We start from the raw sequence: 14,559 nt of genomic DNA on the forward strand, positions 1-14,559 counted from the left end.
TAATCGTGCATGCCGATGCGGTATCTTGGGAACGGAGATACCGCGATGAGAACTGGCAGACCGAAGATTCAATTGTTGTTGAGCGAGCAAGAGCGTGCGCAGTTGCAGTCGTTTGCGCGCAGTCGCTCGCTGCCTGCAGCCTTGAGCGCGCGGGCGCGCATCGTCCTGAGCAGTGCCGACGGCGAGCCCAACAACGCCATCGCCGAGCGCCTGGCGCTGACAAAAGCCACCGTGGGCAAATGGCGCACGCGTTTCATCGAACGACGCATCGCTGGCCTGTACGACGATGTGCGCCCGGGCAAGCCGCGCACGATCGACGACGAGCGCGTGGCGCAGTTGATCAAGACCACGCTGCACACCAAGCCGGCCAACGGCTCGACGCACTGGAGCGTGCGCACCGTGGCCAATGAAACCGGCATCTCCAAGAGCAGCGTGGCGCGCTACTTTCAGCTCTTTGGCCTGCAACCGCACCGCACCGAGAGCTTCAAGCTCTCCACCGACCCATTCTTCATCGAGAAGCTGCGCGATGTGGTCGGTCTGTACCTGAGTCCGCCGGACAACGCGCTGGTGATCTGCGTGGATGAGAAGAGCCAGTGCCAGGCGCTGGAGCGCACCCAGCCGATGCTGCCCATGGGGTTTGGCTACGTCGAGGGCGTCACCCACGACTACAAGCGCCATGGCACGACCACGCTGTTCGCAGCCCTGAACGTGCTCAACGGCGCGGTGCTGGCCGCCTGCAAGCCCCGCCATCGGCACCAGGAGTTCCTGTGTTTCCTGCGCGAGATCGACAAGGCCGTACCCGCAGAGCTGGACATTCACTGCATCTGCGACAACTACGCCACCCACAGCCATCCCAAGATCAAAGCCTGGCTGGCCGCGCGGCCGCGCTGGCACATGCACTTCATCCCGACCTACAGCTCTTGGCTCAATCAGGTCGAGCGCTTCTTCGCGCTGATCACCGACAAGGCCATTCGGCGCGGTTCGTTCACCAGCGTCAAACAACTCGTGCAACGCATCGACCACTTCGTTACCGCTCACAACGAGAACTGCCAGCCGTTCAGGTGGACCGCCACTGCCGATTCCATCCTTGAAAAGCTGCATCGACTTTGTTCACGTATCAGTGGGACAGGACACTAGTGGACTGTAACGTTTAAAAGGGAAGTATCATGGCAACCATTCCACTGGAGGTTGCGATGAAACTCACCAAGAGCGAGCGCATGGAACTTCAACAGCAAGTAGCCACGCGGAATGGACGAGCCGATGCGGCGCGGCACGCGCGGTTGATCTTGCTGCTGGCCGACGGGCTTACCTGGTCGGAGATCCGCTCCAAGCTCGACTGCAGCGACAGCTACATCGATCGGTGGAGCAAGCGGTTTGAAGCTGACCGTCTGGCCGGCCTGTTCTCTCGCCACGCTGGGCGCGAGCGCTACAAGGTGACTGATCGGCTGGAAGCTCGGGTGCTGGCACGCACCACCAAACACAAGCCGGCTGACGGCTCCACTCACTGGTCTTCGCGCAAGCTGGCCGCTGAGTTGGGCGGGGACATCTCGCACATGACCGTGGCGCGCATCTGGGCCAAGCACGGCATCAAGCCGCACTTGCTCGAAGGCTATCTGGGCTTCCCCCAGTTTCCCGGACACATCCAATGACATGATGTGTTCAGGAGATAGACATGGCAAGAACCCGAAGGAGCTTCACGGACGAATTCAAACGTGAGGCCGTGAAGCTGTGCAAGCAGCCAGGCGCCAACGTCACGCACATTGCGCGGGACCTGGGTATCGAGGCCAGCGTACTCAGACGTTGGGTCACCCAAGAGCGCGGCGGTGTGTTGGACCTCAGACCCAACCGCCCATTGCGCAGTGAAGCCGCCACCGAGGTGGAGAGGTTGCAACGCGAGTTGCGCCGCGTGACCACGGAGCGCGACATCCTAAAAAAAGCGCTCGGCTACTTTGCCAAGGACCCGCAGTGAAGTACGGCTTCATCGCGCGGCATCGTAGTGTCTGGCCCACCCGCACCATGTGCCGGGTTCTGGCGGTCTCCCACAGCGGCTTCTACGAATGGATGGGCAGAGCGCCGAGCCAGCGCAGCCAGGACGACGCCAGGCTCACCCGCCTCATCCGAGAAAGCTTCGAGCTCAGCGACCGAACCTACGGCAGTCCACGCGTCTGGCACGACCTTCGAGCGCTGGGCGAGAGCTGCGGTATGAACCGGGTCATTCGCCTGATGCACCAGGCCAAGCTGCAAGCCCGCCACAAGCGACGCAGGCTGCCTGGCGATACGGGTAGCAGGCTTGAGAACCACATTGCGCCCAATCATCTGCAGCGGGACTTCGAGGCCAGTGGTCCGAACCAGAAGTGGGTGGCCGACTTCACCTACATCTGGACGGCCGAGGGCTGGCTGTATGCGGCAGCGGTGATGGACCTGTACTCACGCCGCATCGTGGGGTGGTCGATGAGCGACACCATGCAGGCCAAGATGGTGAGCGACGCTTTGTTGATGGCTCTATGGCGACGCGGCAAACCCAGCTCGTTGATGCACCACTCGGACCAGGGCAGTCAATACACCAGCGACGACTTCCAGCAGTTGCTCAAGGCACAGGGCATCACCTGCAGCATGAGCCGTCGTGGTGAATGCTGGGACAACGCCGCGATGGAGAGCTTCTTCTCGTCGATGAAGACCGAACGGCTCAGCCGCAAGGTCTACCGAACGAGGGAAGAAGCAAGGTCCGATGTGTTCGACTACATCGAGCGCTTCTACAACCCGGTGCGCAAACACTCAAAGCTAGACTTCCTCAGCCCGGTCGACTTTGAGCAAGGCTTAACGGGCTAAGCAAACCGTCCGGGAAACTGGGGGAAGCCCAATCTGACCTCCAATGATCCGGACTTCGAGAGCAAGGCGGCTGATGTTATCGGGTTGTACCTGAACCCTCCGCAGAACGCTGTGGTGTTCAGCGTCGATGAGAAGACCGCGATTCAGGCGCTCAACCGGCTGGACCCGGTGCTGCCGCTGTCGCCAGGGCGCGCCGAGCGCCATGGCTTCGAGTATTTCCGCCACGGCACGCTGTCGTTGTACGCCGCCTTCAACACCAAGACCGGCGAGGTGCTGGGCAAGACTGCCACGCGCCACACCTCGGCCGAGTTCGTGGCGTTTCTCACCGACATCGTGGCCAACCAGCCCAAGGGCAAAGAAATCCACGTCATTGCCGACAACCTCTCGGCCCACAAGACCAAGCAGGTCGGTGCATTTCTGGAAACGCACAGCAACGTCCATATGCACTTCACGCCAACGTACTCGTCCTGGCTCAACCAAGTGGAGTTGTGGTTTGCCAAGATCGAACGCGATGTCATCGCACGCGGCGTCTTCACGTCCGTGCCTGACTTGAAGAGGAAGCTCATGCGATACATCCGCAAGTACAACGAGCAGCCCAAGCCAGTGAAGTGGAAGTACTGTGATCTGTCACGACGCATCACTCCCGATTCAATCGTTACAGTCCACTAGTGTCCGCGTCGTGGAGCGCGGATGGGCCTGCCTTGCCAAGTGTTTCTATCTGCGAACGGCTGCCCCCCAGTTTCTGGTGACAGGTTTTCGGTTGTGTACCACTTCGGTGGTTTGGTTCGTTTGGTAAAGTGACGTAACACTGATTATTACAATACACAGTACAGTATTAATGTCAGCTGTCAATTAGGGGTGATCGTCCTTTTCGTGCAAATTGGTGCGCTTTGCAAAAGAAGCTTCTTTAAAATCAATAACTTAGAAAAAATCTGAATTTCCCGCACGTCGTCCTTCCCGTGCAAATTGGTGCGTTTTGAGGGTTGCGGTTCGCTGCAAGGTGAGGTCGACGTGGGGCTGGCGGCACCGCCCACGGAGCCGCCTTCCCGAGCGACATCACCGGGCTCGCGCCGAGAATGCTGTCCCCATCTGCCGTGCTCGCTTGACCTCATCGCCGTGCAGGTAGATCGAGGTGGTCGAAATCGACGCGTGCCGCAGGTTGTCCCGCACGGTGGTCAATTCGGCCCCGCGTGCCAGCGCATGCGTGGCATGTGTGTGCCGCATCCAGTGCGGGCTGGCTCGGCGAAGCTTCTCTGCTGTGGCCGGACTGTCCTTCTCAATGACTTCGGCCACCTTAGTGAAGAAGCGCCGCATGACACTCCACAGCCGCGTGGCCGTGATGCCCGCTGCGTCCTCCTGATCGAGGTTGCCAATGAGCGGTGTGCGCGGATTCCATCGCGCCGGCGTGATCGGCAACTTGCGTTGCATCAGGTAGCGGTCCAGCGCCGAGCGGGCAAGCGGCGGCAGCGCCACCTTGCCGGACTTGCTTCCCTTACCCACCAGATGTAGCCAATGATCACCATGCGGGTCGATCTCGATCTGCCCCAGCGTGGCACCGACCAACTCGCCGATGCGCAGGCCCGTGGCATAGGCGAAGTCCAGCACGAACCGAAGGCGCTGTGCCGCCAGCGCTTGCCACCCGTGCCCCCACTCCAGTCCTTCGGCCACCGCCTGAATCAGCGACCATTCGCCCTCCCCGAAGACCCGTGTGACGGCCAACGATTCAGAGCGCGATGCGCCGCGCACCTTGATGCCGGCGAACGGGTTGGCCAGCAAGTAGCGCTGCTGGATCAGCCAACGGAACATCGCACCCACGACCGACAGGGCGTAGGCCACCGAGCGCGCGGACAGGCCGCCGGTAAACGGTCGCCACTCCGGCGACGAACGCGGCCGTGCTGGGCCGATCCAGCGTCCCCGGGGCGCCGGGTGCCGCAGGAAGGCACGATAGGCGACCGCGTCCTCGGTGGTCAGCGAGGACAGCGCGCGGCCGCGCTCGACGACGGCCCAGAGAATCAGCCGCTCGGCCTCCTTGCGGTAGGCCCGCTGGGTTGCGGCCGACTCGTGCAGCGCCAGCCAGGCCCGTACGGCCTCGTAGTCGTTGTTTGCGTCCAGCGTGCAGGTGGCCATGGGCGCGCGAAAAGTGCCGCGCGAACCGTCGACCTCATGGGGCACGCGCATTCTTTCCCAAGGCACCACGTCTTCCGGGGCTCCCACGGGCACCAGCGCACGGGCCTGCTGCGTGAGCTGCGGATGCGCGGCGAAGAACGCTTCGACCTGCCGGGCGCCGGTGGCGCCCAGGCCGGCAACGGCCGTCCACCAGCGCCGGCGCCGCGGAATTCGCACCGTCAGCTCGGCCAAGGTCTTGAAGCCGTGTGCCTTGATGGCACGAGCGGCGCGCGCCGGCAGCCAGTGCTCGACCCCGTCGGTCACCAGCGGCGCGGGCGCCGGCAGATGCCGCAGCATTTCGATCCCATTCAGGACCGCGCGGGCGTGCAGAGCGCGCGCGGCTGCCGGGTGTTCCAGCAGGCCGGCCAGGTCTTCCCGGTGCCGCTCGCGCGCGTAGCGGACGAGCCGGCGCCGGATCTCGCCCAGCATCGCGCGGGAGGACTGGCCATTCGCCTTGCCATGCCCGAGGTACTGCACGACCGCCTCTCGCGCGTTCAGACCCGCGTACCAGGCGCGCAGCGCCGCCAAGTCAGTGGCGCTGGGGAATTCTGGCGGCTTGGAGAGCTGGCTACTTTTCACTTCGCCAGTTTAGCCGACTGACACGTCTATTGCGATAAGAAAGATTATCGCAATAGCGGCGTCTGGAGAAAGAGCGTTTCAGGGGGTGATCTTGTTTTTGATGCGGATCGTGGCGCTATTGCCCCCGGGTAAACACTGTGCTGGCGGTGCCGTTCGGGGAAGTCGCTTTCCTCGGCCATGTGGCGATGGGTCGCTTGATGGCGCAAAGGCGCACCATGTGCTCACGGCGCTCCCAAACGCTCCGGTTTCCGGGCGCGAGCGGGGGATTTCGATGTTGGTCAGGGCGCAATGAGGCCGGTGTCTCCTATGTAAACGGGTTTACCCGGAGACGATAGCGCAACGGATTGCACCGAAAACAAGATCACCCCCACATGGCCGAGGAAAGCGACTTCCCCGAACGGCACCGCCAGCACAGTGTTTACCCGGGGGCAATAGCGCCACGATCCGCATCAAAAACAAGATCACCCCTTGAGGCCGTGCAACATCACTACGGCCCTCAGGCGTGGCGTTGGCAGCGCCAGCAATCGCGCTGTCACGCGCGCGCCGCATCGCCGCCAGTGCCGCTGCCGCCGTTCGACGACCCGTTCTGATCGAGCGGCGCCAGCCGCTATATCCTGACCTCAACGGCCCGGCATCCCCCGGGCCGCTTCTCTTGCCGCCTTCCCCTTTGCGTCACCGCCTTCGCATTGCGCCACCCGGTGGGCCAATGCGGCCGGTCGCCGGACTCACATCACAAAACTGCGTGACTTCACCGCGGGGAAAGAAAGGGAGAGACAACAGCGGGCGTCGGGATGACAGCGCAAAGTCGTAATGTCCCCTTTGGCCCAGATTCAAATGTCCCCTTTGGCTTATTGGGGCGATCATGGCCGAGGCGGTAGCGATGAGTTTGAAGGAGGCGGACCGGTATGCGGTGATCATGCATGTCATCGAGCGCACGATGGCCCAGGCGGACGCCGCGGCGTGGCTGAACGTGTCGGTGCGCCAGGTCAAACGGCTGGTGCGCCGCATCCGCCTGGACGGCCCCAAGGGGGCGGTCTCCAAGCGCTGGGGCGTCCCAAGCAACGCGCGCATAGCCGTCTCGGTGCGCGAGCGCTTTGCTGCCCCACCGGTGGCAGCCTGCAGGCTGAGGTCGACCGGCGCGACCCCGGGCGCCGCGCCGGGGCGCCCGCCGCTCCAGCGAGAATGAACACGATCAGTACGGCGACGCTGAGCCAGCGACCGGCAAACGCCGCAGCCTTCGACCAAACCGCATCCACCATGTTCGCCATGGATGCGATCCTCACGCGCAAGCCGGATCATCTCAAGATGCCACGGCCAGACGCTTACGATCTATCAGCGCTCGCGTGGTCTTCAAGTCCAGTACCGCCTTGGCCAGGAATGCACAGGCCAGCGCGCAGCGATCCGCCTCGGGTTGCCCCACGCCACGACCTTGTGCGTAGCCCCGATCACGGTAGACCGCCAACTCGATTTGCGTGAACTCGAAGGCGCGAATGATTTGTTCGAGTTTGGGCGTGAGTCCCGTGTAGTCAAGCTCCACCAGTCCTATGAGTTCACCTTGCAAGGCAGAAAATCTTTGGACGGTAACGGGACTCAGGGTAGTATTCATGGGCGGGCATCAAGTTCATGATTCGATACCCTGATCTTCCAGCCTTTTAGGCGGTGCCCGCATCTTTTTTTTGCCTCAAGCAGCGGTTAATTCGACTGGTTTGTCGAATTCTGCAAGTCCCTCCTCTGTATGACTCTATCGCTTCTTCATGTACCGAAGGTCATAGGCATGCGGATGCTTCCGTGGGTCGGCGTACTGTGGAAAGATAACTCCCTTGCGTATTTTTTGCGTTCCGGTCACCGGGATCGTGTCCACGAACACGACCCAGCCTGGAAGCTTGAAGTATGCCAGTCGACCTCGCGCCGCTTCGAACAGACCCATCGCCACAACTGCGGTCGGTGCAGCGCCGTTGACGAGCACAACGCAGGCCATCACTTCCTCATCGCGCATGTCGTCCTCAATTCCGATCACTGCGACGCTTGCGACGAACGGTAAGTCGGAGAGCACCCCTTCAACCTCGGCGGCAGAGATGTTTTCGCCGGAGCGGCGAATGATGTTCTTGCGCCGCTCAACGAAAAACAGTCGGCCACTGGCATCGCACGTGACTATGTCGCCGGTGTGAAACCAGCCACCGCGCCATGCAGCCTCGGTCGCCGGATCGTCTTTCAGATAACCTCCGAAGAATCCGCGTCGCGGGTCCTCGCCCTTACAGCGCACCAGCAACTCGCCGGGCACGTCGAGTCCGACCGCGACATCTGCGTCGTCAACGACTTTTACCTCAAGAGGATCGGCGGCACAACCGATCGCCCGTGTCGCGATTAGGCGTGGCTCCTGAGCATCGACGATGATACGACCGGTTTCAGTCATGCCCCATCCTTCAACGAGCGGAAACCCGAAACGTGACTCAAACGCGGCATGCAGTTCCGGCGCGACGCCTGCGCCAAAACCGAAACGCACCCGGTGCTGACGGTCACGCGCGGATGGTGCTGCCTTCAATAGAATTGGCGGGATAATTCCAAGATAATGCACTGCAGTCGCGCCGGTGTGAATTAGGTCACCCCACCAATCCCCTGCGTGAAAACGGTCGGGCAAGATTAAGCAGTTGGCCGTTCGGATCATCGCATTCATGGCAATCACAGTTGCATTGGCGTGATACGTAGGAAGCGGCACGTAGAGCCGATCTTCACCTTCGCGCAGTGTCATGGCCCCTCCGATGGACGCATAGCATTCGCCGGCCGCAAGACAGCATTCGTTGGAAATGATGCAACCCTTCGGATGACCGGTAGTACCCGAAGTATAAATCACCAACGCCTCGCCTGTAGTAACAAGAGCGCTGGCCGACCCAATGCCCGTGCCTGACCGCTCCTTGACAGGAAGTCGGTCCGGCAAAGCCATCGCATCAATGATCGGGATGCGGCGTTCATCCTGCTGACAGACGATTGCAAGGTCCTGGAAACGTCGCCCGGTTCCAATCACACAGCAGACTTCGGCATGGTCCAGCACGTACGCGAATTCGTTTGCAAGATAGTCAGGGTTGAGAGGGACAACACTCACGCGTGCAGCGTTAGCAGCCAGTAGGTGCAGAAAGTGGTCCGGGCGGTTCTCTAGCAACAACGCCACGCGTCGGCCTGACAGCCCTGACGTCGCGTATAAATCCGCAAGTGCGTCAACGGACTGCAACGCTTGTGCGTAGCTGATCGTCCTTCCTTCACGGTCGTAGTCGCGGTCCACCTTGGGCGGTACACATAGGAATGCTGCCTCGCCCGCGCGCAGCGCGGTGTCGCGAAATTTGATGTAAAAGTTACTCATATTGGTACCTCAGGCTGTTGTCGGCCGGCGCGCGTCAAGGTAGTTGTTGCCTTATTCATGCAGCCAACGGCTGTTGATCGGTATAGCCCGAGTGCGCCTTGATGATCGAGTCGCGTTCAGGGTTGAGCGTCACGGCGCCGATGGGCGTCCAGTTGCGAGTCTTGCCGGACCAGCGCGCCGGGTTGAGTTGGCGAGCGCGGGTGTACAGCTCATGTCGGGCGGCAAGGATCGCGTGGTCCTCGCCGGCATGGCGCTGCGCCGGACTGACGTAGCGAATCCCGCTGTGGCGATGCTCGAAGTTGTACCAGCGCACGAAGTCGGCCGCCCAGGCGCGCGCCTCCTCCAGCGTGGCAAAGCCCTTGGCCGGGAACTCGGGGCGGTACTTGGCGGTGCGAAACAGCGACTCGGCGTAGGCGTTGTCGTCACTCACGCGCGGACGCGAGTACGAGGGATCGATCCCCAGCCAGTTGAGCATCGCCAGCACCGTGGTGGCCTTGAGCGTAGAGCCATTGTCCCCGTGCAGCACCGGCCGGGGCGTCATCATGGCGATGCCCTCGGCCAGCGCCGTGCGACGCACCAGGTGCACGGCATGGTCGGAGTCATCGCTGTCGTGCACCTCCCAGCCCACGATCTTGCGACTGTACAAGTCCAGGATCAGGTACAGGTGGAACCAGCGACCCAGCACGATGGCCGGCAGATAGGTCATGTCCCAGCACCACACTTGGCGCACAGCGGCGGCAATGTGGGTGGTGGGCGGGCGCACCGCCTTGGGCGCCTTGGCGCGCCCGCGGTGAGCGTTCTGCCCGTGCTCACGCAGCACGCGCGCGAAGCTCGATTCACTGGCCAGGTAGCAGCCCTCATCGGCCAGCATGGGAACGATGCGCGCCGGCGGTACGGCGGCAAAGCGCGGCTCGTTGGCCACCTCAAGCAGCTGCGCACGCTCGGCCTGGCTCAAGGCATGGCCGGGTGTGGGACGCACGGCTTGCGGCCTGCCATCGCCCGCTACGAGGCCCTCACGGGCCTTCCAGCGCTGCAGGGTGCGCAGGTCAATGCCGGCGACCTCGCAGGCCGGGCGCAAGCGCGCGCCTGCACCGTGGGCAATGTGGATGTCTTGGGCCAGCACTTGGCGATCTTCGAGGCCGATCATTCGTCCTCGCCTTTGTTGAAGATCGCCGCGACTTTTTTTGACAGGACCAGCAGCGCTGCGGTCTCGGCCAGGGCACGGTCCTTGCGCAGCAGGTCGCGCTCCAACTCCTTGATGCGCTTCCTGTCGGCCCGCGTGGCCTGCGGGCTGGCGCGCGCCTCTTCGGGCTCGGCCAGCGCGGCGGTGCAATTGGCCCCGCCACTTGTCCAGCTCGCCGGGATACACACCGTGCTGGCGGCACCACACGCTCTTGCCCGCCTCGTCCATCGCCGCCGTGGTGATCACGGCCTCAAGCCGCGCGCGTCCTCGCGCCATCGATCCAGCGTCCCCACCGCAACTCCAACCTCGCGCGCAACGACTTGCGTCGCTGCGCTCTCCGGCGGCAACAGTCTGGCCACCGCTTTGTCTTTGAATGCTTGTCCGTATCGAGCCACTTGCGTCCTTCATCGCCGCCCCCTTGGTTTCTGGTTCTATCGGGGCGACAACTATTCTGACGCGGGGGGCGGCACGCGATGCTGCCCGGGCGTCCAGTGTCCGCCCAAATGTTCCACCGCATATCGATACGGATCGGTCTCAAGATCAGTCGCCATCATGCTGTTCCAGCGGTTGAACCATCCGAAAAGCGCGATGCTCATCGCAATCTCGGCGATTTCCTCCTCGTCATAGTGCATCCTGAGAACCTCGAAGTGGTAGTTGGTCACTTTCGTCGGCAGAGTTCCAGCTGCGTGCGCGAGCTCGAAGGCCGCCCTTTCTCGCGACGAAAACAGCGCGTTGTCGCGCCAAGAAGTAATGGCTTCCGCCCGCGCATCGGTCTCGCCGCCGTGGTGAGCCGCATGCACCGCATGGCAACTCGAGTACGGACAGTTCGCCGCATCGCTGGCCACATAAGCAATCAAAAACTTGAAGCCGGACGACAGCCGACCCGGCTCGCGAAATACATTGCCGATCAAAGCCAGCAGCGTATTCAGTGCGGTCGACTTGCGCGCCATAGTGGCAAGCGCGTTGGGTCGGTAGCCCACCATCTCGTAGATGCGGCCGAGGGCGGATTCGCAAGGTCCGAGTAGTCCGGGCGGCAGGGGGTCCAATCTGGTCATCAGTATCTCCGTTTTAGTGCGTGGGGGGGGCAGGCAGCTCTCCAAAGCGCCCGCGCCGGGTTTAAGTATCAGTGCCTCAGCCACCGCTTTGGACTGCATCAAAAAAATACAAGAGACTCCACTTCCGCGCGCTGACTACCAAACTCCTCCGTCGATCCAGACCACACTATACGGCCAGAATCCATCACGTACTGGCGGCTCGCGAGCGCTTCGGTCATCCGGAAGTTTTGTTCGACGATGAGCATCGCGACGCCCGCGGCATGAATAATTCGTAGCGCGTCAACAAGCTGATCGACTACCACGGGCGCGAGACCCTCGGTGGGTTCGTCAAGCAGCAACAGGACCGGGTTCAACAGCAGCGCACGCCCGATGGCAAGCATCTGCTGCTCGCCGCCGGACAGCACTTGGCCTGCGAACGACGCACGCTCCCGCAGACGCGGAAACAACGTGTAGACCCTGTCGAGGTACCATGCCCCGGGCCGCGCCCGGATCGTGGCCAAACGAAGGTTCTCCTCAGTGGTCAGGTTCGGAAAAATTTGCCGATTGTCTGGCACGTAGGCTATGCCGAGACGAGCGGTCACATAGGGAGGCTCCGAGGTAATGTCTCGGCCCCGCAGCATGCGTCGACCGGCGCGGGTCGGAAGTAGCCCACAGATGCTTTTGATCAGCGTCGATTTTCCGACCCCGTTACGTCCAACCAGTGCCACTATCTCACCATCGTGCACATTGATGTCAATATCGTGCAGTGCCTGCGCCTTACCGTAAAAGACGTTTAAGTTGTCGGCATGCAGGAGAACATCAGCGTCCAAGATAGGCCTCCTTGACGGCCATATCTGATCGCACTTCAGTCGGCGTGCCGCGCTTAAGCACACGCCCGCCTACCAGAACGAGTATGTCGTCGGCTAAGTTCATCACCACGTCCATGTTATGTTCGACTAGGATCATCGTACGGCTCCGCGCAATCGAGCGTAACAGTTCCATAGTCGGAACGATTTCGTCGCGCCCGATGCCGGCCAGCGGTTCGTCGAGCAGGATGATGTCAGGCTGTCCGATGATCGTAAGACCGAGTTCAAGCGCACGTTGGTTGCCATGCGACAGCTTGCCGGCCTCGACGCCCGCATATGGCGCGAGTCGCACAAGAGGTAGTACCTCCGCGACGGCCGCCGCGAGCGTGGTATACGACGTGACGGGACGAAAGAATGGCTGGAAACGAAACAGGCGCCGTTGCGCAGCCAGACGCAGGTTCTCTTCCACTGTCATTTCGGGGAAAATATTCACAGTCTGGAAGCTGCGCCCAATCCCGATCAACGCCCTGCGCTCGACATTCAGCCGCGTGATGTCACGATCGCCGAACAACACGCGACCATGCGTAGGCAGCACGATGCCCGTCAGCACGTTGAGAAAGGTGGTCTTCCCTGCACCATTCGGACCGATAATGGCTGACAATCGCCCGCGCTTGAAAGACACTGACACGTCTGTGAGGGCCTTAAACGACCCATAGGTCACCGAAACGGTATCGCAGGTGAGTGCCGCGCTGCTCATGTGCGTCGCGCCTTACGAACGGTTGCCGCAATCAGGCCCCAAAGGCCACGCGGCAAAACGACCGAGAATAAGATAAAAAGCAGGCCCAGCAGGCCGTGCCACGCGGTGGTGTAACTACTAAGAACCTCCCGCAGCGCCTCGACCGACACAACACCCAAAATAGGCCCGATCACCGTACCCAGACCACCCAAAACAGTGATTATCACGACCTCGCCAGAGATCGTCCAGTGCAGCAGTTCAGGGCCTACGAACATGATCAGCGATGCGAGCAGGGCGCCCGCCACGCCGGCGTAAGCGCCTGACAAGATGAATGCCGTGAGTGTGTAGGCCCTCACATTGAAGCCAATCTGCCGCAGCCGCAGCGGGTTCTGCCTGATGCCGTGCAGCACTTGCCCAAGTGGCGACGCGCGCACCCGTACCGCGAACACGAACAAGATCAAACCAATCACGTTGACCAGCACGCAAAAACGACGATCATCATAGAAGTCGATCCCAAGGAATGTCGGCCGGGGTACGCCGGACAGTCCGTCGAAACCACCGGTGATGTGCCTCAGCTTTACACTCACCAACACATAGACCAACTCTCCCAGCAACAACGTGATCAGCGCGAAGTGGATGCCCGACGCGCGTAGCGCAATGAGGCCAAAGACAAAAGCTGCCAGCGCCATACTTATCATGGCGCCGAGCAACGCGACTGAAAACGGTAGGTTGACCTTGATCATCAGTAGAGCGGCCACATAGGCGCCGCCGCCAAAAAACGCCGCATGACCGAACGACAGGTGACCGGTTACGCCGAACAAGAAGTCGTAGCCAACCGCGAAGATCGCCCAGATCACTGCCAAGCATACGAAATATACGGCGCGCTCGTTGGTCAGCATGATCGGAAGCAAGACCAGCGCGATGGCTACCGCAAGGCCCAAGAAGCTGCGAATATGGGCAGCATGCACACTGGGAATGCTGGATTGCCGATCCGACATATTCATGCTACGCGCTCCTTCTGGGAGAATAGGCCTGCTGGTCGCAGCATTAGCGCAACCAGCACCAGAACCAGGACGCCAACCTGCACCCAGTCGGGGAAGTAGTTTTGACCGAAGGCCTGGAACAAGCCCAGCATCAGTGCCGCGGCGATAGCGCCGGTAATGTTGCCCAAGCCGCCAAGAATCACGACGATGAAGCAGTCGATGATGATGCTCTTGCCCATGCCAAGGTGCACCGGAAACAGTGGCGCGGCGATCAATCCACCAAGACCCGCTAAAGCGGCGCTACCCGCGACCACCGCAGTACGTAGTCTGTTCACGTTGAACCCCATGCACGCAACCATGTCGCTGTTGGTGCTGGCCGCACGCACCACCAAGCCGGTCCTGGTCCGCTCGATCCACAGGAACAGTAGCACACACACAACGATACCGAAAACGATGATGAATAGGCGGTATGACGAAACATTGATTCCGAACAGCTCCACCGCATTGGCCAGTAAAGGCGGCGCGTTGACCGGCTTTTGGTCGTACCCCCAGACCAGCCGAACCGCCGCTTCGATGCACAGAGCAACGCCAAAGGTAGAAAGCAACTGGAACGCGTGCGGCAGACGGTAGATCGGACGTAGTGTGAGAAGCTCCTGAACAGCACCAAGCGCGCCAGCGACCAAGATCACGACCGGAAGCCCAGCCCACAGGGAGCCGAAGGTTTCTATCGACTGGTAAGCGAGGTAGGCGCCGAGCATGAAATACCCACCGTGGGCGAAATTGATGACGCCCAGCACACCGAAAACGAGCGTAAGCCCGGCTGCCAGCAGAAACAATAGCGTGCCAATACTCAGGCCGATCAGCATAATGCTCATCGAGGGTCCTCGT

General features: G+C 61.5%; 14 protein-coding genes and 1 pseudogene. 5 read left to right on the top strand and 10 right to left on the bottom strand.

Going from position 1 to position 14,559, the window contains the following annotated elements:
- The first annotated feature begins 45 nt into the window (after positions 1–45).
- The 4 genes and pseudogenes from F3K02_RS13280 to F3K02_RS13295 all read left to right on the top strand — a co-directional run.
- Positions 46–1,137 carry an IS630 family transposase gene (locus tag F3K02_RS13280; protein ID WP_177136099.1) on the top strand — a complete coding sequence of 364 codons (1,092 nt, stop codon included), beginning with the start codon at positions 46–48 and terminating at the stop codon, positions 1,135–1,137.
- Between the two features lie 56 nt (positions 1,138–1,193).
- On the top strand, positions 1,194–1,649 hold the full coding sequence (locus F3K02_RS13285) for a helix-turn-helix domain-containing protein (protein WP_246309442.1): 456 nt from the start codon (positions 1,194–1,196) through the stop codon (positions 1,647–1,649).
- A 23-nt stretch (positions 1,650–1,672) separates the two neighbouring features.
- Positions 1,673–2,829 (top strand): IS3 family transposase gene (locus F3K02_RS13290; RefSeq protein WP_177136100.1). Its coding sequence is split into 2 segments (ribosomal slippage): positions 1,673–1,940 and positions 1,940–2,829, totalling 1,158 coding nucleotides; the frame shifts between segments, so codons are not numbered across the junction.
- Positions 2,830–2,859: 30 nt separating this feature from the next.
- Positions 2,860–3,498: pseudogene (locus F3K02_RS13295) on the top strand (IS630 family transposase); the annotation flags it as partial.
- A 387-nt stretch (positions 3,499–3,885) separates the two neighbouring features.
- Here F3K02_RS13295 and F3K02_RS13300 read toward each other — a convergent pair.
- Positions 3,886–5,574: a phage integrase family protein gene (locus F3K02_RS13300; protein WP_177136101.1), complete on the bottom strand. Its 1,689-nt coding sequence runs from the start codon at positions 5,572–5,574 to the stop codon at positions 3,886–3,888.
- An 862-nt stretch (positions 5,575–6,436) separates the two neighbouring features.
- Between F3K02_RS13300 and F3K02_RS13305 the strand changes: the two genes are divergently transcribed.
- Entirely contained in the window at positions 6,437–6,760 is a 324-nt protein-coding gene (locus tag F3K02_RS13305) for a helix-turn-helix domain-containing protein (protein ID WP_177136102.1), read from the top strand.
- A gap of 114 nt (positions 6,761–6,874) precedes the next feature.
- Here F3K02_RS13305 and F3K02_RS13310 read toward each other — a convergent pair whose 3' ends face one another.
- The 9 genes from F3K02_RS13310 to F3K02_RS13345 all read right to left on the bottom strand — a co-directional run bounded on the left by F3K02_RS13310 (position 6,875) and on the right by F3K02_RS13345 (position 14,546).
- A complete protein-coding gene (locus F3K02_RS13310) occupies positions 6,875–7,180 on the bottom strand; it encodes a hypothetical protein (RefSeq protein ID WP_177136103.1) in 306 nt (101 codons plus the stop codon).
- Positions 7,181–7,315: 135 nt separating this feature from the next.
- A complete protein-coding gene (locus F3K02_RS13315) occupies positions 7,316–8,929 on the bottom strand; it encodes an AMP-binding protein (protein ID WP_177136104.1) in 1,614 nt (537 codons plus the stop codon).
- 55 nt (positions 8,930–8,984) lie between these two features.
- Complete coding sequence (locus F3K02_RS13320) at positions 8,985–10,388, bottom strand: IS3 family transposase (RefSeq protein WP_343067085.1); 1,404 nt, start codon at positions 10,386–10,388, stop codon at positions 8,985–8,987.
- Positions 10,355–10,507 (bottom strand): transposase, encoded by a 153-nt coding sequence (locus tag F3K02_RS27505; RefSeq protein ID WP_343067086.1) that lies wholly within the window; start codon positions 10,505–10,507, stop codon positions 10,355–10,357. The genes F3K02_RS13320 and F3K02_RS27505 overlap by 34 nt, the downstream gene beginning before the upstream one ends.
- 51 nt (positions 10,508–10,558) lie before the next feature.
- On the bottom strand, positions 10,559–11,167 hold the full coding sequence (locus F3K02_RS13325) for a carboxymuconolactone decarboxylase family protein (protein ID WP_177136105.1): 609 nt from the start codon (positions 11,165–11,167) through the stop codon (positions 10,559–10,561).
- Between the two features lie 98 nt (positions 11,168–11,265).
- Entirely contained in the window at positions 11,266–11,976 is a 711-nt protein-coding gene (locus tag F3K02_RS13330) for an ABC transporter ATP-binding protein (protein WP_246309444.1), read from the bottom strand.
- Positions 11,966–12,709 (bottom strand): ABC transporter ATP-binding protein, encoded by a 744-nt coding sequence (locus F3K02_RS13335; protein ID WP_177136106.1) that lies wholly within the window; start codon positions 12,707–12,709, stop codon positions 11,966–11,968. The genes F3K02_RS13330 and F3K02_RS13335 overlap by 11 nt, the downstream gene beginning before the upstream one ends.
- Positions 12,706–13,692, bottom strand: a complete 987-nt coding sequence (locus F3K02_RS13340; RefSeq protein WP_177136107.1) for a branched-chain amino acid ABC transporter permease — start codon at positions 13,690–13,692, stop codon at positions 12,706–12,708. The genes F3K02_RS13335 and F3K02_RS13340 overlap by 4 nt, the downstream gene beginning before the upstream one ends.
- Complete coding sequence (locus tag F3K02_RS13345; RefSeq protein WP_177136108.1) at positions 13,689–14,546, bottom strand: branched-chain amino acid ABC transporter permease; 858 nt, start codon at positions 14,544–14,546, stop codon at positions 13,689–13,691. The genes F3K02_RS13340 and F3K02_RS13345 overlap by 4 nt, the downstream gene beginning before the upstream one ends.
- Positions 14,547–14,559 lie beyond the last annotated feature (13 nt).

This window comes from Hydrogenophaga aromaticivorans (genome assembly GCF_013387465.1).
Lineage (GTDB): Bacteria > Pseudomonadota > Gammaproteobacteria > Burkholderiales > Burkholderiaceae_C > Hydrogenophaga > Hydrogenophaga aromaticivorans.